The 24,189-nt window shown below is 72.0% G+C and carries 20 protein-coding genes; 8 read left to right on the top strand and 12 right to left on the bottom strand.

Annotated elements, in window-relative coordinates:
• The first annotated feature begins 76 nt into the window (after positions 1-76).
• Both ITJ64_RS03345 and ITJ64_RS03350 read left to right on the top strand, forming a co-directional pair.
• Positions 77-775, top strand: a complete 699-nt coding sequence (locus ITJ64_RS03345; RefSeq protein ID WP_173183234.1) for a DeoD-type purine-nucleoside phosphorylase — start codon at positions 77-79, stop codon at positions 773-775.
• Entirely contained in the window at positions 772-2,199 is a 1,428-nt protein-coding gene (locus ITJ64_RS03350; RefSeq protein ID WP_228507632.1) for an amidohydrolase, read from the top strand. The genes ITJ64_RS03345 and ITJ64_RS03350 overlap by 4 nt, the downstream gene beginning before the upstream one ends.
• Before the next feature lie 18 nt (positions 2,200-2,217).
• Here the strand turns inward: ITJ64_RS03350 and ITJ64_RS03355 are convergent, their stop codons facing one another.
• Together ITJ64_RS03355 and ITJ64_RS03360 are read right to left on the bottom strand one after the other, a co-directional pair.
• Entirely contained in the window at positions 2,218-3,117 is a 900-nt protein-coding gene (locus ITJ64_RS03355; protein WP_194679359.1) for a hypothetical protein, read from the bottom strand.
• Positions 3,114-6,374, bottom strand: coding sequence for a sugar-binding protein (locus ITJ64_RS03360; protein WP_194679360.1), 3,261 nt, complete (start codon positions 6,372-6,374; stop codon positions 3,114-3,116). Before ITJ64_RS03360 ends, ITJ64_RS03355 begins: the two co-directional genes overlap by 4 nt.
• Positions 6,375-6,518: 144 nt before the next feature.
• Between ITJ64_RS03360 and ITJ64_RS03365 the strand changes: the two genes are divergently transcribed.
• Positions 6,519-7,523 carry a LacI family DNA-binding transcriptional regulator gene (locus ITJ64_RS03365; RefSeq protein ID WP_194679361.1) on the top strand — a complete coding sequence of 335 codons (1,005 nt, stop codon included), beginning with the start codon at positions 6,519-6,521 and terminating at the stop codon, positions 7,521-7,523.
• A 23-nt stretch (positions 7,524-7,546) separates the two neighbouring features.
• On the opposite strand, the gene ITJ64_RS03370 is transcribed toward ITJ64_RS03365, so the two are convergent.
• From ITJ64_RS03370 to ITJ64_RS03390, 5 genes are all read right to left on the bottom strand, one after another.
• Positions 7,547-8,536: a carbohydrate ABC transporter permease gene (locus ITJ64_RS03370; protein WP_194679362.1), complete on the bottom strand. Its 990-nt coding sequence runs from the start codon at positions 8,534-8,536 to the stop codon at positions 7,547-7,549.
• The gene (locus ITJ64_RS03375; RefSeq protein WP_194679363.1) at positions 8,533-9,492 is read right to left on the bottom strand and encodes a carbohydrate ABC transporter permease; all 960 of its coding nucleotides are present in this window, start codon (positions 9,490-9,492) and stop codon (positions 8,533-8,535) included. Before ITJ64_RS03375 ends, ITJ64_RS03370 begins: the two co-directional genes overlap by 4 nt.
• Positions 9,493-9,551: 59 nt before the next feature.
• Positions 9,552-10,919, bottom strand: a complete 1,368-nt coding sequence (locus ITJ64_RS03380) for an ABC transporter substrate-binding protein (RefSeq protein WP_194679364.1) — start codon at positions 10,917-10,919, stop codon at positions 9,552-9,554.
• 107 nt (positions 10,920-11,026) lie between these two features.
• A complete protein-coding gene (locus ITJ64_RS03385; RefSeq protein ID WP_194679365.1) occupies positions 11,027-12,334 on the bottom strand; it encodes an enolase C-terminal domain-like protein in 1,308 nt (435 codons plus the stop codon).
• On the bottom strand, positions 12,331-13,260 hold the full coding sequence (locus ITJ64_RS03390) for an NAD(P)-dependent oxidoreductase (protein ID WP_194679366.1): 930 nt from the start codon (positions 13,258-13,260) through the stop codon (positions 12,331-12,333). Before ITJ64_RS03390 ends, ITJ64_RS03385 begins: the two co-directional genes overlap by 4 nt.
• A 157-nt stretch (positions 13,261-13,417) precedes the next feature.
• On the opposite strand from ITJ64_RS03390, the gene ITJ64_RS03395 reads away from it, so the two are divergent.
• The gene (locus ITJ64_RS03395) at positions 13,418-14,563 is read left to right on the top strand and encodes a hypothetical protein (protein WP_194679367.1); all 1,146 of its coding nucleotides are present in this window, start codon (positions 13,418-13,420) and stop codon (positions 14,561-14,563) included.
• A gap of 27 nt (positions 14,564-14,590) precedes the next feature.
• On the opposite strand, the gene ITJ64_RS03400 is transcribed toward ITJ64_RS03395, so the two are convergent.
• Entirely contained in the window at positions 14,591-15,565 is a 975-nt protein-coding gene (locus tag ITJ64_RS03400; protein ID WP_370545011.1) for a sugar kinase, read from the bottom strand.
• On the bottom strand, positions 15,562-16,203 hold the full coding sequence (gene eda / locus ITJ64_RS03405) for a bifunctional 4-hydroxy-2-oxoglutarate aldolase/2-dehydro-3-deoxy-phosphogluconate aldolase (RefSeq protein WP_194679368.1): 642 nt from the start codon (positions 16,201-16,203) through the stop codon (positions 15,562-15,564). Before eda ends, ITJ64_RS03400 begins: the two co-directional genes overlap by 4 nt.
• Before the next feature lie 126 nt (positions 16,204-16,329).
• Between eda and ITJ64_RS03410 the strand changes: the two genes are divergently transcribed.
• Together ITJ64_RS03410 and ITJ64_RS03415 are read left to right on the top strand one after the other, a co-directional pair.
• Positions 16,330-17,301, top strand: coding sequence for an acetylxylan esterase (locus ITJ64_RS03410; RefSeq protein WP_194679369.1), 972 nt, complete (start codon positions 16,330-16,332; stop codon positions 17,299-17,301).
• 70 nt (positions 17,302-17,371) lie between these two features.
• A complete protein-coding gene (locus tag ITJ64_RS03415; RefSeq protein WP_194679370.1) occupies positions 17,372-17,764 on the top strand; it encodes a ChaB family protein in 393 nt (130 codons plus the stop codon).
• Positions 17,765-17,776: 12 nt separating this feature from the next.
• Here the strand turns inward: ITJ64_RS03415 and ITJ64_RS03420 are convergent, their stop codons facing one another.
• A complete protein-coding gene (locus ITJ64_RS03420) occupies positions 17,777-18,217 on the bottom strand; it encodes a hypothetical protein (protein ID WP_194679371.1) in 441 nt (146 codons plus the stop codon).
• Between the two features lie 33 nt (positions 18,218-18,250).
• The gene (locus ITJ64_RS03425) at positions 18,251-19,009 is read right to left on the bottom strand and encodes a TetR/AcrR family transcriptional regulator (RefSeq protein WP_370545012.1); all 759 of its coding nucleotides are present in this window, start codon (positions 19,007-19,009) and stop codon (positions 18,251-18,253) included.
• Between the two features lie 83 nt (positions 19,010-19,092).
• Between ITJ64_RS03425 and ITJ64_RS03430 the strand changes: the two genes are divergently transcribed.
• A complete protein-coding gene (locus tag ITJ64_RS03430) occupies positions 19,093-19,950 on the top strand; it encodes an NmrA family NAD(P)-binding protein (RefSeq protein WP_194679372.1) in 858 nt (285 codons plus the stop codon).
• A 105-nt stretch (positions 19,951-20,055) separates the two neighbouring features.
• On the opposite strand, the gene ITJ64_RS03435 is transcribed toward ITJ64_RS03430, so the two are convergent.
• Complete coding sequence (locus ITJ64_RS03435) at positions 20,056-22,986, bottom strand: glycoside hydrolase family 3 C-terminal domain-containing protein (RefSeq protein ID WP_228507634.1); 2,931 nt, start codon at positions 22,984-22,986, stop codon at positions 20,056-20,058.
• A 193-nt stretch (positions 22,987-23,179) separates the two neighbouring features.
• On the opposite strand from ITJ64_RS03435, the gene ITJ64_RS03440 reads away from it, so the two are divergent.
• Positions 23,180-24,175, top strand: a complete 996-nt coding sequence (locus ITJ64_RS03440) for a LacI family DNA-binding transcriptional regulator (protein WP_194679373.1) — start codon at positions 23,180-23,182, stop codon at positions 24,173-24,175.
• Positions 24,176-24,189: the final 14 nt, after the last annotated feature.

Raw genomic sequence — 24,189 nt, forward strand, 5'->3', positions numbered from 1 at the left:
CCGGGCCGCGCATCCGCTCGCCCGGCCCGGGACCGACCACGGACCCGCCCCCACGACCCCTCCCGGAAGGAACACCATGCCCACCCCGCACATCGGCGCCCTCGACGGCGACTTCGCCCCCGACGTCCTCATGCCCGGCGACCCGCGCCGCGCCAAGCTCATCGCCGAAACCTTCTTCGACTCTCCCCGGCTCGTCACCGAGGTGCGCGGCATCCTCGGCTACACGGGCACCTTCGAGGGCCGGCCGGTGTCGGTGCTCGCCTCGGGCATGGGCATCCCGTCGATGTCGATCTACAGCACCGAGCTCGCCCGCCACTACGGCGTGAAGCGCATCGTGCGCGTCGGCACCATCGGCGGCATCGCCCCCTACCTCGAGCTCGGCGACGTGATCGCGGCGAGCGCCGCCCACACCAACTCGGCGATGACGAGCGAGTGGGTGCCGGGCGTGACCCTCAGCCACGCGCCGTCGTTCGGGCTGCTGCGCAAGGCCGTCGAGTTCGGCGAGGCGACGGGCAAGCGGATGCACGTGGGCCCCCTCTTCACGACCGACGCCTTCTACAACCCCGACGTCGACCTGGTGCCGCGGCTGCTCGCCTACGGCACCATCGGCATCGACATGGAGGCGGCGGGGCTCTACGCCGTGGCACTGAAGGAAGGCTTCGAGTCGCTGATGGTCGGCACCGTGAGCGACCTGCCCGGCTCGGAGATGACCGCCGCCGAGCGCGAGGCCACCTTCGAGAACATGGTGTCGTTCGGGCTGGCGGCGCTGGCATGAGCGGGCCAGGCATGAGCGGGTCGGGCTCGGCGCTCGGCGCACCCACGACCTCTCCCGACCTCGGGCCGGCCGACCTCGTCATCACCGGCGCCACCGTGCTGCGGCACGACGGGACGGGCGGCATCTCGTTCGTGCCCGAGCAGATCGTCGCGATCCGTGACGGGGTGTTCGAGTCGGTGACGGATGCGGTGGACTCCCGCGGAGCATCCGTCGACCCGCCCGCGGCCCGGGAGACCATCGACGCGCGCGGCAAGGTCGCGATGCCCGGCTTCATCAACTGCCACACGCACTCCCCCATGGTGATGTTCCGCGGAGCGGCCGAGGACGTGCCGGCCGACCGCTGGTTCAACGACTTCATCTGGCCGATGGAGGTCAACCTCACCGACGACGACGTGGAGCTGGCGACGCGGCTCGCGGCGGCGGAGATGATCCGGCACGGCGTCACGACCTTCGCCGACCACTACTTCAACATGGACCGGATCGCGAAGGTCACCGACGAGACGGGCCTTCGCGGCGTGCTCGGCTCGACCTACTTCTCGAGCGACGGGCAGGCCGGACTCGAGCAGTCGCTCGAGTTCGCGACACGCTGGCGGGGCGCGGCGAACGGGCGGATCAGCACGGCGCTGGCGCCGCACGCGACCTACACGCTGAACGACGACGACCTCGCCGCGACCGCCCGGGCGGCCAAGGAGCACGACCTGCTCGTGCACATCCACGCCGCGGAGGGCCGCTCGCAGACCGTGCACAGCCGCGAGCGCACGGGCCGCACGCCCATCGGGGTGCTGCACGACACCGGGCTGCTCGACGGCAAGGTGCTGATCGCGCACGGCATCGGCATCGTTCCGGAAGACCTCCCGCTGCTCGCGCCCGCCGCCGCCGAGGGCCGGGTCGGGGTCGGCAGCGCACCGAAGGGCTACCTCAAGCTCGGCTTCGACACGACGCCCGTTCGCCTCCTCGCCGCGGCGGGCGTGCCGGTCGGGCTCGCGACCGACGGCGCCGCCTCGAACAACACGCTCGACGTCTGGGAGTCGATGACCTTCATGGCCTACGTGCAGAAGGCCACCGAGCTCGACACGACGTGGATGCGCGCCGAGGAGCTGCTCGACCACGCCACCACCCAGAGCGCCGCCGCCGTGCAGCTCGCGGGCGTCGTCGGGCGCATCGAGCCGGGGTACCGGGCCGACCTGATCCTCGTCGACCTCAGCGATCCGCGGGTGCAGCCCGTGCACGACCTGGCGAGCACGCTGATCTACAGCGCACGCTCGAACGACATCGACACCACGATCGTCGACGGCCGGGTGCTGATGCGCGACCGCCGGCTGCTCACGGTCGACGTGCCGGGCGTGGTCGGGGAGCTGGCGCCGCGCCTGGCGCGGCTGACCGACCGGTCGCACGGGAAGAGCATCCAGAACTACGACGCGTAGGCGACCGTTCCGCGCCGGTCAGAGGCGCGGGTCGGCCGGTGCGACCGCGAGGGTCGTCGTCGCCGTCACCTCGGCGTCGGGGGCGATCACGATCGGCCCGAGCGGGTCGTCGGGCTCGACGTCGTCGAGGCGGGAGGCGGGCTCGACGGCCAGGGTGCGGACGCTCCCCCACCACGGGAACCCGGAGTGGGCCCCCAGCTCGTGCCACAGGTGGGCGTAGGGCAGAAGGCGGGGATCCCAGCGGAGATCGATCGAGATCGCCGGGGAGCGGACGGTCAGACGCGCCGACCCCGACGGCACCCGGACGGTGCGGAACGCGGGGCCGGGGTCGTCGGGTGAGGTCTGCAGCACGGGCGCCGAGTCGTCACCGAGCGTGACGACGGTGCCGGGCCCCAGGACGTCCGGTCCGAACGCCGGATGCTCGGTGTACGTGATCGCGACCGCCCGGTCCGAGCGGTTCCGCAGGGTCTGACGGATGGTGACGGTGCCGTCGACGAGCGCTATCCGACGCACGGCGTCGATCGGCACCGTGCGGAGCACGAGGCCGAGCGCCAGCTCGGACGCCTCGCTGCCGCCGGCCGCCGGCGCGCCCGGCGGAGCCGGCTCGATGATCCGCCAGGCCCGCCACGCGGCCTCGCCGTGGAACGGCTGCTCGATGCCGTCGACCGAGCGGCCGGTGCCGGCGTGCGGGACGAGCCCGTGCCACCCGCCGGGGTACCGGCGGTGCCACTCGTCACCGCTGTCGGACAGGGGTGACGACCCGGTCAGGTCCTCGTCGGCCCAGGGCGTGCGGAGGAGGAGCTCGGCGCCGCTCGCCCGGTGGCGGATCGACGCGATCCGGCCGCCCCGGTCGGGATCGACGTCGACGGTCAGGGTGTCGGATTCGAGCCGTCGCCGGCCGTGCCGGGGAACGCTCATCGCCCGGTGCTCCCCTCGGCCGATGCGCCGGGTGCCTGCAGCACCAGAGCGTTGAACTGCGCCGAGTCCTTCTCCTCGGCGATCCCCCCGCCCCAGGTGTACCAGCCGCGGCGGGTGCCGCCGTCGTTCTCGTTCACCACGGCGCTGATCGAGATGAGCCGCTCCTCGGGGGTCGAGGGCGCGACCGACGCCCACGGGATCGCCGCCTCGTAGGTGGTCGTCTTCGCCCCCTCGTCGCGCACGACGTCGACCTGCACCCCGTCGGCGCTGCCCGCCAGGCCCCCTACCGACTGCCACTGCCAGGCCTGCGGTCCGTCGGCGGTGAGGGCGAAGCCGAGCTCGTTCCAGTGTGCGGCGTCACCGGGAGCACCGTCGGCGACGGCGATCTGCAGCGAGTCGCCCTGCCAGATGTTCCCACCCGAGGCCGGCTGCGCCTGGACGTCGTCGGTGATCACGGCCGAGACGAAGAGGTGGTCCTCGTCCCAGGTGTAGCGCAGGTCGCCGGAGAGGTCGGACTCGCCGCCCCAGTCGGCGATGTCGGCCGGGCCGGTGTCGCCGAGTGAGACGCTCGGCCCGTCGACGGATGCGGCGTCGAGCACGCCGTCGACCGTGATCGCCAGGTGGTCGACCGGCTGGGAGGCCGGGATCGGGTTGATCTCACCCTCCGCCGTGAACTCCTGCCCGTCGGCCATCGTCACGGTCACGGTGGAACTGCGCACCGCGTCCGAGGGTGACAGCGCGATGTCGCTCCGAAGGGTCGACCCGGCCGCGACCGCCGTGTCCTCGAGACCGCTGCCCTCCTGACCGTCGATCGACCAGCCGGCGGAGGCGATCGTCACGTCGTCCGCTCCCTCGTTGTCGAGGATCACCCGCAGCACCTCGTCGCCGTCGGCGTCCAGCGTGTGGGCCGTGCGGAGCCCGATGGTGGATACCACCTCGGCCTGGGCCCTCAGGCGGGCGACCGCGCTCCCCTGCTCGGTGACGATGCCCGTGTAGGAGAGGGTCCCGGCACGGTCCCCGCCCTGCAGCTGCAGGGCGACCGAGGTCGTGTCGCCGGCCGCGGTGGCGGCCGTCCAGGTGTCGTCACCGATCCGGAGCTCCGCCGACACGGCCTCGGCACCACCGCTGTTGTCGACCGTCCAGGTGCCCTCGATCTCGGCGCCCACGGTCGAGTCGGACAGCGTCAGCGAGTGTGTGGCACCCTCGCTGACCGCCGAGACGGCCCCCTCGACGTACACCGGGTCGATGCCCACGGAGACCGAGACGTCGCCCGCGGCCGACGGTTCGAGGGTGACGGATGCGCCGTACAGATCGGTCACCGTGACGGGGCCGGTCGCCGACACGGAGACCGTCGCCGGTTCGGCCGACCACAGCACGTGCGTCGAGGACGACTCGTCGGAGAAGGCGTAGTCGGTGACCGGGCCGATTGTCGTCCTGCCGTCCGCGGTCGTGCCCGCGAGCATCCGGTTCGAGGTGGCCAGTGACGCGTAGGAGGGCTTCGGCGTGTAAGCGCCGCGGATGTCGGCCCGGTTGTGCACGATGCCGAAGCGGTGCTCGGTGTCTGCGTCGTCGGTGCCCTTCTCCATGAAGTTGTAGACCACGTAGCGGGCGACGTCGTTCGACAGGGCGATCGCCTGCGACTGCGCCAGGTAGCGCGCCTGGGTACGGTCGTCGACCGCCCGCACGTCGGTTCCCGTGGGCCAGCCGTGCTCGGAGACGTACATCGGCTTCGGTTCCCCGTACTCGGCCATGATCGCCCGGGTGTCCTGCAGCGACTGCTCGAGCACCTCGGGGCCGACGGGCCAGGAATAGGGGTGGATCGACAGGCCGTCGATGTAGTCGAGCCCGCCGCCCTCGAAGAACTCCCGCAGCCACTCCTCCGGCACGCCGGCACTCACCGGGCCGACCAGGGTCGCCTCCGGGTACACCGCTTTCACCGTGGTGTAGGTCTCCTTGAGCAGCGCGAGATAGGTGTCGGCCTGCCTTCCGGCCGGGCCGTCGCCGAACCCCCAGTTCCATTCGTTCCAGACGTCGAAGACCCGGTCGGGACCGAATCGACCCACCGCCTCGAGGGCGTAGTCGGCGAAGGCCTCGATGCCCTCCTGCGAGGTCGGGGCGAGGCCCTCGTCCCAGTTCGGGTTGCCGTAGCTGAGCACCATGTAGAGGTCGATGTCCTGGTCGGCGAGGGCGTCGGTGTAGTTGACCACCTCGGGCGTCCAGTCGATGGTGCCGGGCACCGGCTCCTGCGCGGCCCAGTAGGCCTCGTCGCGGGCCGATCCGAAGCCGGCCTTCTCGATCAGAGGCATCATCTCGCGATTCCAGTCCTGCCCGAAGTGGGTCGCGACGCCGAACCGCAGATCCTTGTCGGCGTCTCGATCGAAGTCGTCGATGATCGCCAGGTCGGTCGTCGCCGAGCGCGGCCCGGCCGGGGTGACGCCCGACACCACGAGCCGGTACCAACCGGGCTGCGTGATACCGAGGGGGATCGACCCCGCCAGACCGGCCGTCGGCGCGGAGCTCGACTTGATCACGGCGTCGTCCTCGTCGGTCACGGTCCACGACACCTCGGTGGCCGTCGTGGTCAGGCCGACCGACACCGGGTCACCGGTCGTGAACACGTTCCCGAGCGTGCCAGGGACCAGTGCGAGGTCGGCGGGTACGGGGTGGCCCTCGACGGAGTCGAGGAGGACAGTGGCGGTGCGACCGGGGGCGGTCACCAGGAAGTCGTCGACGAGGAACGCCAGCTTGGTCGCCGGGCCGTGCCACGTGCCGTCGGCGGCTCCGCCCCAGTGCAGCTCGGTGGCGGCGAAGTCGTCGACGGTCAGGTTCTGCCATCCCGCGGTTCCCCCCTCCAGTGCGAGCCGGTGCTGGAAGGCCTGGCCCGTCGAGTCGACCACGCGCACCGAGATCGCGCCGATGTCGGTGGAGGCGATCGCGAAAGACACGGCGGTCAGGTCGAGCGACGGGACGGCCCGGCTGACCTCCAGGTACCCGGAGCCGCCGGTCGCGTCCATCGTGATGCGGGCGGAGCCGTTCCCGGTCGCCGCCTCGGTGCCGATGACCTGCAGTGCTCCGGTGACGTCACCGGACGGGTACAGACCCCAGCCCGGTGAGCTGCCCTCGAAGTCGCCGAGGCCGACGGGCGCCGCCGGGTCGGCGGTGTCGGCGACGGCCGGGGACGTCAGGCCGGTGACGACGAGTGCCAGGGCGAGGACACCGCCGACGAGATGCCACCGGGTCGCGTGCGGTCTGGACATGCTGATCTCCTCAGTGAGACTGTCAGGGTTCGCGGTGCGCAATCGCTTGCTCGAATCGCGTTGGGAATCTTTATAGTTCATTAATCGGCGCTGCGGAAGCGCTTTCTCTGAATGCGGCGATTACCGGACCGGTACGATCGTGGAATGAACGTAGGGAAGGCCGTCACGCTCGGCGACGTCGCATCGGTCGCCGGGGTGTCCCTGTCGACGGCCTCGCGGGCCCTGAGCGGCGGCGGACGGATCTCCGAGGAGACCCGTCAGCGCGTGAAGGACGCCTCGGACCGTCTGGGCTTCCAGCCGAACGCCCTGGCCCGCTCGTTCGCCCTCGGCCGGAGCCAGACGATCGGCGTCCTGACCCAGAACGCGTCAGGCGTGTTCACCGCGCCCGTGCTGATCGGGGCGACCATGGAGCTCGGCCGCAACAACCAGGCGCTCCTGATCCGGGACGCGCGCTTCGACGCCGCGACCCTCACCGAGAACGTCGCCCGCCTGCAGGCCCGCCGCATCGACGGCGTCGTGATGATCGGCGACGGACTGAGCTACTCGGTGCCGTCGGTGACCTCGCTGTTCCGGGTGCCGGTGACCTACGCGTTCGGGCTCACCTCGGAACGCGACGACGTCTCGTTCAATCCCGATGCCGAGATGGCCGGCCGGCTCGCCGCCGAGCACCTGATGGACACCGGTCGGCGCCGGATCGCCCACATCACCGCGAGCCTCGACGACCCGGCGGCCCGTGGTCGCGCCAAGGGCTTCGGCGACGCGATGGCAGAGCGTGGGCTCAGCCCCGTCGGCGAGCGGCCTCTGGCGGGGGACTGGACCTTCGGCTGGGGGGTCGAGGCAGCCGCCCGGCTGCTCGCATCCGGAACCGAGGTCGACGCCGTGTTCTGCGGCAACGACCAGATCGCGTTCGGGGCGGAGTCCGCGATCCGCGCAGCGGGCCTCGAGGTGCCGCGCGACATCGCGCTGGTCGGCGTCGACAACTGGGAGGCGATGGTGACGGAGGGAGCAGCCCGCCTCACCTCGATCGACCCCTGCCTGCAGGACGTCGGGGCGGCGGCCGCGCGGGCTCTGCTCAGCACCGACGGCGTTCTGCCGGGGGTCAACCTGGTTCCGTGCCGGTTGATCGTGCGGTCGAGCACGACGAGCTGAGGCGCGGGCGGCCCGGCGTCGCCCTACCCCTTGATCGCCCCCGCGCTGCCCGCCGACCGCAGGAACTGCTTCTGGAACACCAGGAACAGCGCCACGGGCACGAGCACCGAGATGAACAGCGCCGCGAGGTACACGCTCAGCTCGGTCGTGGCCTCGAGCCGGGGCAGTGCGACCGAGAGCGGCTGCAGGTTCGGGTCGGGCAGCACGAGCAGCGGCCAGAGGAACTCCTTGTAGGCGGCCACGAGCGACAGCAGCGACACCACCCCGAGGATGGGCCTCGCGAGCGGGAGCGTGATGCTCCAGAACAGCCGGAAGGCTCCGGCGCCGTCGATCGTGGCGGCTTCGAAGATGTCCCGCGGGATGCCGTCGAAGTACTGCTTCACGAGGAGCACGTTGACCGCGCTCGCCCCGGCCGGCAGCCACACGGCCCAGAAGGTGTTGAGCAGGTTCCACCCGAACAGCGGGAGATCGAGCACCGTCAGGTACAGCGGGACGAGCGACACGATGCCCGGGATGAACAGGGTCGCGAGCACCCCGGCGTAGACCGCCTTGGCATAGCGGGGGCGCAGCACCGACAAGCCGAACCCGCCCGTGGTCGCCACGAGCAGGCTGAACAGCCACGACCCGATCGCGACCCAGGCCGTGTTGGCGAGGTACTTGCCGAACTGCACGCGCACCAGGGCGTCAGTGAGGTTCTGCCAGGTGAATCCCGACGGCCAGAGCGCGAACGGCTGAGACAGGGTGTCCTGGGTGGTGGAGGTCGCCGCCTTGGCGAGCCAGAGCAGCGGGCCCGCCGAGACGACGATCAGCCCGAGCAGCACCAGCGCGCCGATCAGCAGCGTGATCACCCGGATCGACCCCTTGCCGCGGTCGAACGACGAGAGGATGCTCCGATCCGCCTCCTCCACGTTCCGGCGTCGGCGTCGTCGCCGCCCGGGCTGCTGCGGGTCGGCGGCCAGGGCGATCGCCGCCGTCGCGGGAGCGGAGACGGGAAGGCTGTCCTTGACGGTCATGAGGCGCTCCAACGGCGGGTGAGACGGAAATAGACGATCGAGAGCAGAGCTAGGAAGATCGCCAGCATCAGGCTGAGCGCCGTCGCCTTGCCGTAGTCGCCGTTCAGGAAGGCGTAGCGGTAGATCAGCAGCAGGATCGAGGTCGTGCGGTTGTCGGGGCCGCCGCCCGTCATGATGTACGGCTCGGTGAAGATCTGGAAGGTCCCGATGAGCTGGAGCAGGAGCATCACGAAGATCACGTTCCGCAGCTGCGGCAGGGTGACGTGCCAGAACCGCCGGAGCACGGTCGCGCCGTCGATCTCGGCCGCCTCGTAGAGCTCGGTGCGGATCGTCATCAGGCTGGCGATGTAGATGATCGTCGCCGTGCCGGCGCCGGCCCAGGTCGCCTGCAGCACGATCGCGGGCAGTGCGAGGCCGCCGTCGTTGAGCCAGGCGAGCGGTCCGGCGCCGAACCAGCCGAGCACCGTGTTGAACAGGCCGTCGGGACGCGGGTCGTAGAAGGTCTTCCAGAGCAGCACGGCTGCGACCGGGGGGATGATGACCGGGAGGTAGGCGAGCACGCTCGCGAAGCCGCGCATCCGGCGGAACTCGGCCACGACGACGGAGAGCAGCAGCGGCACGGGGAACCCGAAGAGCAGGGCGAGGACGGTGAACAGCACCGTGTTGCCGACCGCGGTGGGGAACACCGGATCGGCGAGCACGGCCGCGAAGTTGTCGAGGCCCACGAAGGCGGGGTCGGTGACGAAGTTCGTCTGCTGCACGCTCATCACGATCCCGCGCACGATCGGGAACCAGGCGAAGAAGCCGAAGCTGAACAGCAGCGGCAGGAAGAACAGCAGGGTGGTGAGCCCGCCCCGTCTGACCCAGGTCACGGGGCTGCGGCGCTTCGCCGGGCTCGCGGAGCGAGCGTCGGGCGGAGTCGCCGCGGTGGTGGGGCCGTCGAGCAGTGATGTCATCGGACGCCTTCCGGAGGAGTGCGTCCCGGCCGGGCGGCCGGGACGCACCGGGAGATGGGTCAGGGCGCGGTGAGCGCCTCTGCGGACTTCTGGGCCTGGGCGAGGAGGTCGTCGATCGAGGCGTCCTCCTGCGTCAGGACCGCCTGCACGACGCTGTCGAGGATCGCATAGAGCTCCTGCGCCTTGACCGAGGGCTCCGGCACGATCGGCAGCGTGGTCGTCGAGTCGATGTAGGCGGTGAAGTGCTCACGGGGCACGTTGATCTCGGCGTCGACCCACGACAGGTACTGGTCGTAGGTGTCGGTGTCCACCACCGGCACGACCGGCATCCCGACGGACGCACCGTCGGCGACCGTCGCCTTGGCGTCGTCCACGGCCACGGTCTCGTCGGTGTACTTCGAGAAGTCGAGGAACTCGACCCAGTCCAGGCCCGCGGCGACCTGCTCCGGCGTGGCCTTGGGGTTGATCACCCGCACCGTCCCGCCGCCGAGGGTTCCGAGCCCGTCGGGCGACTGCGGCAGCGGGGCGATGCCGACCGCGTCCGCGGACATCCCGAGGTTGGTGACGACCTCGTCCCACACGTCGGCGCCCTGCACGTACATGCCCACGGTGCCGGCGGCGAACGCGTTGTTCACGTCGCCCCAGTTGAGCAGGAAGTTGGAGCCCAGGGTGTCGTCGTCCCAGCGGAGCGTGCGGTAGAACTCGAGAGCCTGCTTGGTCGCGTCGTTGTCGACGGTCGCGGTCACGGTGTCGCCGTCCAGGGCCTGCAGCTCCGATCCGCGGGAGTAGCTCTGAGTCGTCAGGATCCAGCCACCGGTGCTGTCCTTCGTCATGGTCTGGAAGCCCTGGGCGTCGGTCTTGTCCTCGATCGTCTTCGCCGCCTCCCGCACCTCGTCCCAGGTGGTCGGCGGGTCGTCGGGATCGAGTCCGGCGGCGGTGAACAGCTCGCGGTTGTAGAGCAGGCTCATCGAGTAGGCCGCGACGGGCACTCCGAAGGTCTGGCCCTCGGCGTTCTGGGCCACCGCCTGGACGTTCTCGTTCAGCCCGCCGAGCACGGAGTCCTGATCGATGGCGTCGGAGATGTCGGCGACCTGGCCCCGTTCGATCAGTCCGCTCATCTCGGTGAACGGCACGCCCATCACCGTGGGCATGGTGCCGCCCGCGAGCATCGCCTGGAAGGTGTCGGCCGCCCAGATCGTCTCGGACGGCTCGACGGTGATGTCGGGGTGCTGCTTCTCGAACGCGGCGACGCGGTCGAGGAAGATCTTGCGCGCCTCGGGTGCGTCCGAGCCGGGGAGGTCGGAGACGGTGATCGTGGTCGTCCCGTCGGCGGAGTCCTGCCCGCCGGCCGAGCAGGCGGACAGCGTCAGGAGCGTGGCTCCGGCGGCGATCCCCGCGATGAGGCGGGTACCGAACTGTTTCTTCATTGAAACTCCTCGAATTCTGTGATGGATGCTGGTGGTGCTGTCTCTGGTGATGCTGTCTCTGATGGCGCTTCTGGTGCTGCGCCCGGGGGGACGTCGGAGGGTGGCGCTCAGGGGGCGATGAGACCCCCGTCCGGTCCGCGGACCGATGCGGCCCAGACGTCGTGCAGGGAGAGCGACGGCGGGAATCTCGCCGCCGCCGCCTCGTCGAACCCGATCCCCCACCCCGGAGCGTCGCTGGGAGTGATCCAGCCACCCTCGATGGTGAGGGTACCCGGGAACACCTCCCGAGCCGCATCCGAGAAGACGTGCGCCTCCTGGATGCCGAACGCCGGAGAGGTGACGTCGAGCGTGGCGTTCGCGGCGGCCGCGATGGGCGAGGCGTCGCCGGGCGAGTGCCACGCGGTCTGCACCCCGTGCGCCTCGGCGACGGCGGCGAGCTTGCGAGCGGGCGTGAGGCCGCCGATGGTCGAGATGTGGCAGCGGATGAAGTCGACCCCGCCCTGCGTGACCATCCTCGTGGCCGCCGTCGCCGAGGTGGCCAGCTCGCCGACCGCGATCGGGACGGGTGACGCCGCGCGCACCTCCGGCAGGCGGTCCCAGTGCTCGGGCGCGAGGACGTCCTCGAGGAAGTAGGGGGCGAACTCCTCGACCGAGCGGGCCAGCATCACGGCCTGCTTGGGGGTCAGCCGGGAGTGGACGTCGTGCAGCAGTTCGACGGAGTCGCCCAGGACGTCCCGGACGGCCCGGAAGAGCTGGGGCGTCTGGCGGAGGTAGTGCGCGACGTCCCACCCGTGCGGATTCGGGGCACCGGCGCGGGTGCCGAGCGGGGACTCGAGGGCGGCGGCGCCGTACCCCCCGCGCCCGGGCTGCGACACCTGGATCCGGATGTTGCGCCAGCCGGCCTCCCGGAGCTCCTCCGCGTGAGCGGCGGTCTCGGCGAAGGTGCGGCCCGAGGCGTGGAGGTAGGTGTCGGCGGCGGCACGGACGCGCCCGCCGAGCAGTTCGGCGACGGGCATCCCGGCCCGTTTGCCGGCGATGTCCCAGAGAGCGAGGTCGATGCCCGAGAGCGCGTTGTTGTCGACCGCACCGTCGCGCCAGTACCCGCTGAACCGGCACAGGCGGATGAGGTCCTCGATGTCGCCGGGGTATCGGCCGATCAGGAGGCGGGCGAGGTGCTCGTCGACGTAGGCGGCGACGGCGTGCCAGCGCTGGGTGAAGGTCGCGCAGCCCAGTCCGAACAGCCCCGGCTCCGAGGTGTCCACGCGCACCACGACGAGGGGGATCCCCTCCGGGGCCGTCACGATGCTGCGCACGCCGGTGATGCGCAGACCGTCGCGCGCCGGCCACGGGGCGGCGAACCCGGGCGTCGTGTCCGGCTCGGCCGGCGACCCGGCCGCGAGTCGGGCGGGGCTCATCGGGCGCTCGTCCCGGTGAGGCGTGCCGGCTGCGCCGCGTCGCCGATGGGCCCGTCCGGTGCCCAGATGGAGTACCGGGCGGTGAAGCCGAGGAGCTCCCGGGCGACGCTCGAGTCGATCAGCGGAGCCCGGCCCGTCACCGCCTTGTTGACGGGCACCGCCGGGGCGTACTCGTCGAGGAGCTCCTGGGTGTCCCGCGAGACGAGGGTGTCCGGCGCACTGACGTGCAGCACGTGGCTGCCGCCGAACGGGGTGCGCACCGCGCGCCGCACGACGTCGACGGCGTCGCGGAGATCGAGGTACGACCAGCCCTCGCGCATCGAGGCCGCCGGGTCGTCGAGCACGGACTGGGCGGTGGCGAGCAGACGGTCGCGCGAGTCGGTGTGCGGGAACCGGATGGCCGCCGTCGCCATGCCCGTCGACCGGGTGATCATGGCCGCACTCAGTTCGTCGCACTGCTTCGACAGGGAGTACCAGTCGCTGATGTCGGTGGGGATGCGCTCGTCGATCGGGAAGTACGCGGGGGCGCCGGCGGCCGCGTTCATGGGCACGCCGAACGCGTTGATGCTGCTGGCGAGGACGACCCGGCGAACCCCGTGCCGGGCGGACCGGGTGAGCACGTTGAACGTCGCCGAGACGTTCGACCGGAAACCGGTGAAGGGCTCGGCGAGGGTCGGATGCGGGATCGCGGCGAGGTGGACGACCACGTCGACGTCGCGCAGTGCTTCGGAGACCGCCTCGGGGTCGGCCGCATCGGCGGTGAGCACTCGATCGGCCGGGCTCGGGCGGTCGAAGGCCAGCGAGAGTGCGGTCACGGCGATGCCGTCGTCGAGCAGCGCGTCGACGACCGCCCGGCCGATCTTGCCGTCGGCGCCGGTCACGAGAACGCGTCGCACGTCGCCGTCGAGAGCCTCGCTGCGTGTCACTCTGTGTCCTCTCCGCGGCTTCGCTACGATGCAGAAGCGCTTGCGCACTCTCAGTGTGCGACGAGCGGGCCGTCCTTGTCAACCATTGATTCAGCGCGTCAATCCGCCGAATTGACAGGACCGTTGTACGCGAGATGTGGTGAGGTATCGTTTGCGCATGATTGACATCGTCGACAGCCGTCACGGCGCCCGCCTCCTGCTCGAGGACAGCTACGCCACCTATCCGCACAGCAACGGGTTCGTCGGGGGCGGTTCGGGCCTCGTGCTCGGCATCGCCGGCGGCCGTCCCCGACTCGTGCGGGTGGATCCGGCGGGTCCGGCCGCCGATCCCGTCGAGGTCGTGAGTGCCGAGGAGTTCCGGCGCGCGAGCGACGGCGTCGATGCGCCGTCCTGGTCGCCGACCGCCCCGACGACTCCGGTGCCGTGGTTCGACGTCGCACTGGAGACCGACGTGCTCGTGACGTGCTGGGGGAATCAGCTGCTCCTGACCGACGACCTCGAGCGGGCGGGAGGGCTGCGGCCCCTCTACCGGCCCGAGACCGGGTGGGTCCTGCACGAGCTGATGAGCATCAGCGCGGACGGCTCCGCGGCCTACGTCTCGGAGTCCGACGGCGTCGAGTGGACCCTGCGCCGGGTCGACGTGGGCGGCGGCGGTTCGGAGCCGATCGTGCGGCTGCCCTGGCACGCCAACCACGTGCATCCGGTGCCCGCCGACGAGTCATGGCTGCTGTTCTCTCACGAGGGCCCCGCTGCGACCGTGCCCGACCGGATGTGGGCGATCGACGAGCGGCACGCCTCTGCGGCCGGGCCCGTGTTCGACCAGCTGGCGTTCTCGGACACCGCCGGGACGCCGGTCTCCGTCGGTCACGAACGCGGGATGTTCCACGAGCCCGGCGCCGTCGTGGTCGCCTACGGGGAGAGCCCCACGGGCCCCCGAGGACTCGTGCAGACCTTCCTCGACGGACGGCCGCCCCGGCTGGTCAGCGCGGGGGATCGGGACTGGCACTGCGGGATCAGCCGCGACGGCCGGCAGATGGTGGTCGACACCTCGGGCCCGTGGGAGGCTCCCGGACGCGGGTGGGCCGACGCCGGGCGGGCGAGCTCGATCGTTCTGGTCGACGCGGAGAGCGGCGCGCGGCGCGAGCTCGCGCGCACGGGGTTCATCGGGCATCCGTACCACCCGCACCCCTCGTTCACCCCCGACGGCACGGCGGTGCTGTTCAACCACGTCGAGTTCGACGAGCTCGGTGAGCCCGTCGCGCGGGGTGCCGCGCTGGTGCCCGTCTCGCCTTCGCACGAGTGACGGGGAGGCGAGCAGCCCTGCGACGGGTCAGCGGAGCACGGGGTCGGCCGCCGCGAGGACCTCGAGGCTCCGCCTGGTCGGGGCGCCTTCCCAGTCGCCGGGGGCGAGGCAGGCCAGGGCGCCGGCCCGCACGGCGGTGAGAAGGCGCTGCTCGACGGGCACCCCGGCGAGCCGCTCGGCCAGGTAGCCGGCGACGAAGGCGTCACCGGCGCCGACCGAGTCGAGCGGAGTGATCGGCACCGCCTCCTGACGGCGGAGCGCGCCGTCGACGAGGGCGAGGCAGCCATGCTCCCCGAGCTTGAGCACCACCTCGGCCGGCCCGAGCTCGGCGAGGCCGAGCACGGTCTCCCGCCAGGACGACTCGCGTCCCGGCGGCCCGGCAGCGGTGCGCCCGAGGAGCACCGCCGCCTCGTCCTCACCCGCGAACAGCACGTCGGCCCGAGCAGCCAGGCGCCGATGGTGACCGGCGGCCTCCTCCGCCGACCACAGCGTCGACCGGTGGTTCACGTCGAACGACACGGCCACGGAGGCGGCGCGCGCGATCTCGACGGCGCGATCGAGCGCGTCCCGCGCCGTGCCCGACAGGGCGAGGGTGACGCCCGAGAGATGGAGCAGCGCCGCGCCGGCGATCCGCTCCGTCTCGATGTCCTCGGGGCGGATGCGGCTCCCGGCGCTTCCCCGTCGGCGGTACGTCACCCGGGTGTGCTGCGAGGTCAACCGCTCCTTGATCATCAGCCCAGTGTCGGCCTCCTCGTCGACGACGGCGTGCACGTGGACCCCCTCGGCCCGCAGGTCACGCAGGATGCGCGCACCGAACTCGTCGCCGCCCACCCGCCCGATCCAGTGGGACTCGACACCGAGCCGGCTGAGGCCGATGGCGACGTTCGACTCCGCTCCGCCCGTCCCGAGCTCGAAGTCGCGCACCCGACGCACCGACCCGACCTCCGCCGAACGGAACAGCGCCATCGTCTCGCCGACGGTGACGGCGTAGCCCGGGGTCACCGACGTTCCAGGGAGGCGAGGGCTGCGGCGCTCGCCCGGGTGATCTCGTCGAAGCCCCGAGCGGCGATGAGTGCTCGCGGCGCCATCCAGCTCCCGCTGACGGCGAAGACGCTGTCGAGGGCGGCATACTCCGGCGCGTTCTGCTCTGTGACGCCCCCGCTCGGCATGAACCGGATCTCCGGGAACGGCGCGGCGAGGAGGGAGATCAGTGCGGGCCCGCCCAGGGCTGCGGCCGGGAAGAGCTTGACGTGCCGGATCCCGAGCTCGAGCGCCGCCATCAGATCGGTCGCCGTCGAGGTGCCGGGAACGGCCAGGACCCCGCGCTCACGGCTGCGCGCGAGCACGCTCGGCGAGAAGCCCGGCGTGACGACGAAGCGCGCACCGGCCTCGACGACGACGTCGACGTCGGCCGCCGACCGGACGGTGCCCGCGCCGACGAGGAATCCGGGCACGCCCGCCATCGCCCGGATGGCCGACGGCGCGGCCGGGGTGCGGAGCGTGACCTCGGCGCAGCGGATCCCTCCTGCCAGGAGCGCGCGGGCGAGGTCGGCGGCGTGGGCGGCGGCGTCGATGACGATCACGGGGACGATGGCGCCGAGCGCGCCGGCATCGATCTTGATCGGGGGCGGTTTCGGCATGGCGACCTTCTTCGTCGAGAACTGCACAAGCGGTTGCGCTTTGGCTCGGAGGCTAGCACAATCACTGCAGCGGGCAAGCGAGAGAACGCTTGCGCGCTCGCTTGCCCGATCTCGAAAGGCGTCAGGATGCTCGTCGACCTGCCCCTCGCCCGGCTGCGCGAGTACGAGAGCAGCCAGACCGAACCCGACGACTTCGACGAGTTCTGGTCGGCCACCCTCGCGGGAGCTCGCGCCGTCCCCGTGGAGCTGGAGGCGACCCGGCTCGATCTGCCGTTCTCGACGATCGACGTCTTCGACGTGTCGTTCCGGGGTTGGGCCGGGGAACGGGTCAGGGGGTGGCTGCGTCTCCCCCGGTCATCCGACGGGCCGCTGCCGGCGGTCGTGCAGTACGTCGGCTACTCCGGCGGCCGTGGTGCACCCGTCGACGAGCTGTTCTGGGCCTCGAGCGGATACGCCCACCTGGTCATGGACACCCGCGGCCAGGGCGGCAGCCCGATGGCGGAGGGCACCGGCGACTCGGGCATCCCGGGCGCGACGGTCGGCGGTGTGATGACCCGCGGCATCGAGCATCGCGACGACTACTACTTCCGCCGGGTCTTCACCGACGCGGTGCGTGCGGTCGACGCCGTGCGCACCCATCCCGCGGTCGATCCGCGACGGGTCTCCGTGCTCGGCACCAGCCAAGGCGGCGGGATCGCCCTCGCCGTCGCCGGCCTCGTGCCCGAGCTGCAGGCCGTGTCGGCATCCGTCCCCTTCCTCTGCGACTTCCCCCGTGCGATCCGGGTGACGGACAGCGACCCCTACCGGGAGATCGGGCGCTACCTCGCCGCGCACCGCGGCGCGACGGCGGCGGTCACCCGCACCCTCGCCTACTTCGACGCGGTGAACTTCTCGCGACGGGCCTCGGCGCCGGCGCTGTTCTCGACCGCCCTGATGGACAGCACCTGCCCACCGTCGACGGTGTTCGGCGCCTACAACGCCTACTCGGGGCCGAAGGACATCACGGTCTGGGAGTTCAACGGGCACGAGGGCGGCGGGCCCCTCGACCTGCTCGCCTCCTGGCGGCACGTCGATCGCGCGGGTCGCGCGCCTCGCTGACCGGGCGGAATGCACCGCTTGCGATTCACCGGAGGCGGGATGAGGGTGGAGGGGAACGAAGGAGACGATCATGCCCGCCTCGGAGGAACTACCCTCGACCCTCGCCCGTTCGGAGAAGCACGCGCAGGCGCTGTGGAGCAAGGCGCACGACTCGGCCGTCGACAGCTACGGCGAGGGCGAGCGCGCGCACCGCACGGCGTTCGCCGCGCTGAAGCACGAGTACGAGAAGGTCGGCGACCACTGGGAGCGGAAGGACGTGTCGGGGCCGTCGGACGAGAAGGCCGCGGGCGGGCGGTCGTCGTCGGGGTCGACTCAGGAGGGTGTCGACGCCAATGCCTCGAAGGCGCACCTGATGGAGCTGGCGAAGCGGCTCGACATCTCGGGGCGCTCGAGGATGAAGAAGGACGAGCTCGTCGAGGCGATCAAGAAGGCGAACCGGCGCGAGACGGCGCGGAGCCGCTGAGGCGGTGCGGCGCTACTCGGCCTTCCGTGCGCTCAGGCGGAGCGAGGACGATAGGTACGCTACCGCCGCGATCGCGCAGGCGACCGTCACGACGGTGATCGACGCGACGCCACCGTCGTCGCCGGCTCCGGCACCCGCACGGCCGCGGTCGCTCAGCACCAGGGTGAGCTGATTCGTGATCGCCTGCAGCGCGAACAGCGCCGCGAGCACGAAGCCGGCGGTCGGCCGCCCGGTGAGCCTCCACCACGGCCGCGGCGGCTCGATCGGCTCCTCGGGCACCCGGAAGATGCGCGCGCCGACGAGGATCCAGCCGAACAGCACCACCACGTACAGCACCGGACCGACGACCGGCCCGACCAGAGCGACGACGAGCAGGTTGATCAGCAAGACGGCGATCCAGCCGACCAGCACGTAGAGGAACTTGCCGTAGGGGTTCAGGATGCGGAGCCTCATCCCAGCCACCCTGCCACGAGCACCGGCCGAGCGTCAGTCCCTCACGGCGTCCTGATCCTCGACGGCGCGGGAGAGCCACTCGGCGAGCAGCCGGCGTTCGGCGGACGAGAGCGCCGGGAACGCGTCGAGCTGGGCCGCGAGCGCGATGGCGGCGGCTCGCGGGCCGTCGAGCGCCGCGCCCGCAGCGTCGCCCGTCCCGTCGGCTCCGGGGACGAGGATGCGGCCGAGGACGGCCTCGAGCATCGCCTCGGCGAGGCCGGGGTCGCGGTCGGCGGGCGGACTGTCGAGCAGCTGCTGCACGGCGCCGGTGGCCGCCGCGCGGATAATGCCCAGCGCGCGCTGCTCGTCGACCCGCAGCAGTCCGGCCGCGGCGAGGCCGTGGATGCGCGACCGCAGCACCGCGAGCCCGGCGTCCAGTGCCGGGGAGCGGCGGCTGCGGCCGGCCTCGCCGAGCAGCCGGTGCAGCTCGGGATTCGTCAGCGCGTAGTCGAGCTGCTGCCGCCAGCCGTCGCGCAGCGCCTCGACCGGGTCGGTGCCGGTGGGCAGGGCCGCCTTGCGGGCGACGAACTCCCCCAGCACGTGCTCGGCGACGGCGTCGACGAGGCCATCCTTGTCGCCGAACAGACGGTAGATCGTGGGGGCCTGCACTCCGGCGGCATCGGCCACGCGGCGGGTGGTGAGCGCCGCCGCCCCGCTCTCGCGGAGCATCTCGGCCGCGACCTCGACGATGCGCGAGCGCACCGCGCTGCGCTGCGTCGGGGCGGCCGCGGGAGAGGATTCGTCGATGCTCACGGATCAACGATAACAGTGACTTGCGACCACCGGAAACACCCTGCTACGGTCGTGTTACCACTGGAAACACGATTGGACTACCAATGATCATCATTACCGGAGCGACCGGGGAACTCGGCTCGCGGATCGTCGACCGGCTCCTCGAGCGGGTGCCGCCCGAGACGGTCGGCGTGAGCGTCCGCGACCCCGCCCGAGCGCAGGCCCTCGCCGACCGCGGGGTCCGGGTGCGGGCCGGCGACTTCACCGAGCCCGGATCGCTCACGCACGCCTTCGAGGGCGCCGACCGGGTGCTCGTCGTCTCGGCGGCCATCCGCGGGGACGCCGCCCTCGGGGCGAATCTCGCCGCCGTCGACGCGGCGGTCGCGGCCGGTGCCGGGCGCATCCTGTACACGAGCCATCAGGCCTCGGCACCCGACTCGCTGTTCGCGCCCCAGGCCGTGCACTTCGCGACCGAGCAGCAGCTCGCCGCCCTGGCCGTGCCCACCACCGCGCTGCGCAACGGCTTCTACGCGTCGACCCTCGCGATGCACCTCGACAGCGCCCTGGCGACGGGGACGATCGCGGCTCCGGCCGACGGCCCCGTGTCTTGGACCGCGCACGACGACCTCGCCGAGGCCGCCGCCGTGCTGCTGGCCTCCGAGCAGCCGGGCGACGGCGTGACGGCTCCGCTCACCGCCTCGGCGGCGCTCGACCTGGAGCAGGTGGCCGCCGAGCTCAGCGCCCTCACCGGCCGCACGATCACCCGCACGGTGCTGGGCGACGAGGAGTGGCGGGACTCGGCCATCGAGCACGGCCTGCCGGCCCCGGCCGCCGACTTCACGCTCGGGCTGTACCGCGCCGCACGCCGCGGCGAGTTCGACGTGGTCGACCCCGCGCTCGGCGAGCTGCTCGGGCGCCCGCCCCTCCCGGTCGCGGCCACCCTGCGGTGCCTCCTCCCCTGAGCGCGCCGCAGCAGAGCGCCCGGGTCGCGCAAAGGGCCCTTCCCGGGTGAGGGAAGGGCCCTTTGCGCGACCGCAGCGGCGCCGCGCGCGGGCGCGGGCGCGGCGCTAGGTGGTGGTGCGGCGGCGCAGGAGCGCGGCGGCGGCGCCACCCGCCACGAGCAGCAGCGCCAGGGCCGCGAGGCCGCCGGCCGCGAGGCCCGTGGAGGCGAGCCCGCCCGCGGGCGACGAGTCCGCGCCCGGCGCCGGCGAGGCGGAGGGCGACGAGGACGGGGCGGGCGACGGCGACGGCCCGGCCGCCGCGTAGTCGAACGCGCCCACCGCACTCACGAGCCCCGCCACATCGGTGGCGCGGAAGACGATCCGCTCCCCCGCCGCCGCGACCGGCACCGGCCCGGTGTACGCCTGCCACGAGGGCGAGTCGGCCGCGACGGCCCATTCGACCGAGGCGACGCCGGAGGCGGCGTCCGTGGCCGCCAGCACGATCGCACCCGCCGAGCGGTCGGCCGACGCCGAGACGGTGGGCGCGGTGCGGTCGATCGGCAGCGAGACGCTCGTGACGGGCGAGACGGTGCCCGCCGCATCCGTCGCCCGCACCTCGAGGGTGTGCGCGCCGTCGGCCGAGACCGTGACCGCGCCGCCCGGAACCCAGCCGGCCCCGTCGAGGTTCGTCGAGACGACCGGAGCCGGGTCGACGTCGTCGACCGCGCTGGCCGTGACCGTGACGGGCGAGACGAACCAGCCCGCCGCCCCGTCGGGCACCGAGGGCGAGGTCGCCACCGAGACGACCGGCGCGGTGCCCGCGGTGTCGACCACGACCGGGCCGGTGAGGGGCAGCTCGCGCGACGACGACCCGACCGACACGGTGAAGCCGCCGTCGACGACCTCCCACGCGTCCGCGTTCACGTCCCAGATCGAGAACGGGTGGTCGGCCGACTCCGACGAGATCGTCGTCGTGACCCGCTGGGAGGCGCCGGGCTCGAGGGCGACCCGCTCGTAGCCGACCAGCCGCTTGCCCGGCGCTTCCGCCGAAGACGGCAGCGTGAGGTACACCTGCGGCACCTCGGTGCCCGCCACCGACCCGGTGTTCGTGACGGTGAACGACGCGGTGGTCGAGACGGTGCCGTCCGACACCGCGGTCGACAGCTCGAGGTCGGAGTAGCCGAACGAGGTGTACGACAGCCCGTGCCCGAACTCGAACAGCGGGTCGATGCCCTGCTCGTCGTACCACTTGTGCCCGATCGCGAGCCCCTCGCTGTAGTCGACCTGCGTGATTCCGGAGGCATCGACGACGCCCGGGTACTGAGCAGGGGTCGAGGTCGGGGTGTCGGCGAGCGACTTCGGGAAGGTCATGGGCAGCTTGCCCGAGGGGTTCGTGTCACCCCAGAGCAGCGACGCGAGCGCAGGGCCCTGCTGCTCACCGGGGTACCAGGCCTGCAGCACCGAGTCGACCTGGTCGAGCCAGGGCATGTCGGTGGCGCTGCCGGTCTCGAGCACGACGACCGTGTTCGGGTTCGCGGCGGCGACGGCCGCGATGAGGTCGTCCCCGCCGTCGGCGAGACCGAGGCCCGGGATGTCGCTGAACTCGCCCGAACGGTAGTAGCCGAACACGATCGCCACGTCGGCCGAGGCCGCGGTCGCCGCAGCGGCCGCCGGGTCGGCTCCGTTCGACACGACGACGGATGCTCCCGCCTCAGCGGCACGGGAAGCGAACGCCGTGTCGGGCGCGACCACGTCCTCGCAGGCCAGCGTGTTGGGGCTGCCGAAGCGCCACGACATGCTGCAGACCGACGAGGCGCTGATGCCGTTCGTCGGGGTGTTCGACACCGTCGGGCCGATCAGCGCGATGGTGGAGCCGTCGGAGGCGTCGAGCGGCAGCAGGCCGTCGTTCTTCAGCAGCACCGAGCCCTCCTCGGCGATGCTCCGCGCGAGCGCCTTGTGCTCGGGCGTCGACGCGTCGTCGACCGGGGTCGCCGGTGCCGGCCGGTCGAACAGGCCGGCGCGAATGTACGACTTCACGACGTTGTGGGCGGCGGTGTCGACGGTCGCCTCGGCGAGGGAGCCGTCGGCGAGCGCCGCGTCGAGCAGCGCCGGCGTGTAGTGGATGGGACGGTTCAGTTCCTGGTCGAGACCGGCGTTCAGCGCATCCGCTGTGCTGTGCACGGCCCCGAAGTCGGAGACGACGTAGCCGTCGAACCCGAGTTGAGCCCGCAGATCGGTGTTCAACAGCGGGTTCTCGCAGCCGTACACGCCGTTGATCTGGTTGTACGAGCACATCACGCCGGCCGGCGCCCCGCCGTCGACGAGGATCTCGAAGGGCAGGTCGTAGGCCTCTTTCAGCGTGCGCTCGTCGAGGTTCGACGAGCTCGTCTGGCGGGCCTCCTCCTGCTCGTTGCCCACGTAGTGCTTCAGCACGGCGAGCGTCGGCTTCTCGGGGTCGCCCTCCTCGAGCCCGCGGGTGTTCGCGGCGCCGAGGGTGCCGCTGAGCAGCGGGTCCTCGCCGAGGTACTCGGCGGTGCGGCCCGAGAGCGGGGTACGGCCACTGGCGATGCCCGGGCCGAGCACTCCGGCCTTGCCCTTGTCCCAGGCCTCGGCGGCCTGCGCCGCGCCCTTGTCGAAGGCGAGGTCGGCGTTCCAGCTGGAGGCCAGCGCGATCTGGGCCGGGAACGCGGTGACGCCCTCGGTGAACCGCACCCCGTCGGGGCCGTCGGTGTAGACGATCGTCGGGGTGCAGCCCACCTGCTCGGGGTACGAGACCCCGCTGAACTCGGTCTGCTCGGGCGCGTTCGCCGCCTGCTCGTTGAGCCAGCGGTACTTCTGGGCGAGCGAACTCGCATCCAGCAGCAGCCGGGCGCGATCGTCGGCGCTCAGGGCCGTGTCCATCCAGGGGCACTCGGCCAGGTCGACGGATGCTCGCGCCGACATCACTCCGGGGGCCGCCGTCGCGGGCCCCGCCGCCAGGGCCGAACCGCCCGCGGCGAGAGCCAGAGCCAGCCCCCCGGCCAGCAGTCCACGCCTCGATCTCTTCGTTGAATTCATGCCACTCCAATGTGACTAGAGGTGTCGTGAGCGCGGATTGAAGCGCTTCAAGTTAAAGTAGGTGGCGGGTCAGCGTGTGTCAACAGGAGTCGACGGGAAATTCCCTAAGCTGGCTGGAGCCCGGAGCGGAGCTCCGGCTGGAGCCCGAACCGGAGCCGCGAGGACGATGTCGACGAGCAAGAGCATGCCGAGCATGAGCGACGTCGCCGCGCGCGCCGGCGTCGCCCTCGGCACCGTGTCGAACGTGCTCAATCACCCCGATAAGGTGGCCGAGGCGACCCTGAAGCGGGTGCACGCCGCGATCGACGAGCTCGGCTTCGTGCGCAACAACCAGGCCCGCTCGCTCGCGATGGGCCGCAGCACCACCCTCGGCCTCGTCGTGACCGACATCGGCAACTCGTTCTTCGTCGACATCGCCCGGGGCGCCGAGGAGGGCGCGGCCGCGAACGGCATGACCCTGCTGCTCGCGAACAGCGACAACGACTACGCCAAGCAGGAGACCTACCTCGACCTCTTCGACCAGGCGCGCTTCGCAGGCATCCTGCTGGCCCCGTTCGAGGCGGCGCCCGAGAGCGCGCACCGGCTGCGCGGCCACGGGCGGCCCGTGCTGCTGCTCAACGTCGCCGTTCCGGTCGACGAGGGCTGCTCGATCGTGGTCGACAACGAGCAGGGCGGCTATCTCGCCGCGCGTCACCTGATCGACGAGGGCCGCCGGCGCCTCGCCTTCGTGGGCGGGCCCGACCGCCTCGAACCGCTGCTCGAGCGCCGACTCGGCGCCGAGCGCGCGGTGGCCGAGACGAACGGCTCCGTCACGCTGGAGGAGATCATCGTGGGCGCGGTCAACGCTCCCGAGGGCCGGGCGGCCGGCTCGATCATCCTGGACCGCCCGCCGGCCGAGCGGCCCGACGGCGTCTTCGCCGCGTCCGACCTGCTCGCGCTGGGGCTGGTGCAGACCCTGTCGGCCGCCCTGCGCATCCCCGACGACCTGGCCGTGATCGGCTACGACAACAACAGCGCGGTGCGCGAGAGCGCCATCCCCATCTCGACCATCGCGCAGCCCGGGCGCGAGATGGGCGAGATCGGCGCCCGCCTGCTCTGGAGCGAGGTCGCCGACGAGCAGGCGCACGAGCACGAGCACGTCGTGCTCGCGCCGACCCTGATCGCTCGCGCGAGCTCGATCCGCCGCTGACCGAACCCGTGCCG

Source organism: Herbiconiux sp. VKM Ac-1786 (genome assembly GCF_015350805.1).
In the GTDB taxonomy this organism is placed as follows: domain Bacteria; phylum Actinomycetota; class Actinomycetes; order Actinomycetales; family Microbacteriaceae; genus Herbiconiux.

Excerpts from the sequence above, each read along its gene's own strand:
- ITJ64_RS03345 (WP_173183234.1), top strand. The coding sequence starts at position 77 with ATGCCCACCCCGCACATCGGCGCCCTCGACGGCGACTTCGCCCCCGAC.
- ITJ64_RS03350 (WP_228507632.1), top strand. The coding sequence starts at position 772 with ATGAGCGGGCCAGGCATGAGCGGGTCGGGCTCGGCGCTCGGCGCACCC.
- ITJ64_RS03355 (WP_194679359.1), bottom strand. The coding sequence starts at position 3,117 with ATGAGCGTTCCCCGGCACGGCCGGCGACGGCTCGAATCCGACACCCTG.
- ITJ64_RS03360 (WP_194679360.1), bottom strand. The coding sequence starts at position 6,374 with ATGTCCAGACCGCACGCGACCCGGTGGCATCTCGTCGGCGGTGTCCTC.
- ITJ64_RS03365 (WP_194679361.1), top strand. The coding sequence starts at position 6,519 with ATGAACGTAGGGAAGGCCGTCACGCTCGGCGACGTCGCATCGGTCGCC.
- ITJ64_RS03370 (WP_194679362.1), bottom strand. The coding sequence starts at position 8,536 with ATGACCGTCAAGGACAGCCTTCCCGTCTCCGCTCCCGCGACGGCGGCG.
- ITJ64_RS03375 (WP_194679363.1), bottom strand. The coding sequence starts at position 9,492 with ATGACATCACTGCTCGACGGCCCCACCACCGCGGCGACTCCGCCCGAC.
- ITJ64_RS03380 (WP_194679364.1), bottom strand. The coding sequence starts at position 10,919 with ATGAAGAAACAGTTCGGTACCCGCCTCATCGCGGGGATCGCCGCCGGA.
- ITJ64_RS03385 (WP_194679365.1), bottom strand. The coding sequence starts at position 12,334 with ATGAGCCCCGCCCGACTCGCGGCCGGGTCGCCGGCCGAGCCGGACACG.
- ITJ64_RS03395 (WP_194679367.1), top strand. The coding sequence starts at position 13,418 with ATGATTGACATCGTCGACAGCCGTCACGGCGCCCGCCTCCTGCTCGAG.
- eda (WP_194679368.1), bottom strand. The coding sequence starts at position 16,203 with ATGCCGAAACCGCCCCCGATCAAGATCGATGCCGGCGCGCTCGGCGCC.
- ITJ64_RS03410 (WP_194679369.1), top strand. The coding sequence starts at position 16,330 with ATGCTCGTCGACCTGCCCCTCGCCCGGCTGCGCGAGTACGAGAGCAGC.
- ITJ64_RS03415 (WP_194679370.1), top strand. The coding sequence starts at position 17,372 with ATGCCCGCCTCGGAGGAACTACCCTCGACCCTCGCCCGTTCGGAGAAG.
- ITJ64_RS03420 (WP_194679371.1), bottom strand. The coding sequence starts at position 18,217 with ATGAGGCTCCGCATCCTGAACCCCTACGGCAAGTTCCTCTACGTGCTG.
- ITJ64_RS03430 (WP_194679372.1), top strand. The coding sequence starts at position 19,093 with ATGATCATCATTACCGGAGCGACCGGGGAACTCGGCTCGCGGATCGTC.
- ITJ64_RS03435 (WP_228507634.1), bottom strand. The coding sequence starts at position 22,986 with ATGAATTCAACGAAGAGATCGAGGCGTGGACTGCTGGCCGGGGGGCTG.
- ITJ64_RS03440 (WP_194679373.1), top strand. The coding sequence starts at position 23,180 with ATGAGCGACGTCGCCGCGCGCGCCGGCGTCGCCCTCGGCACCGTGTCG.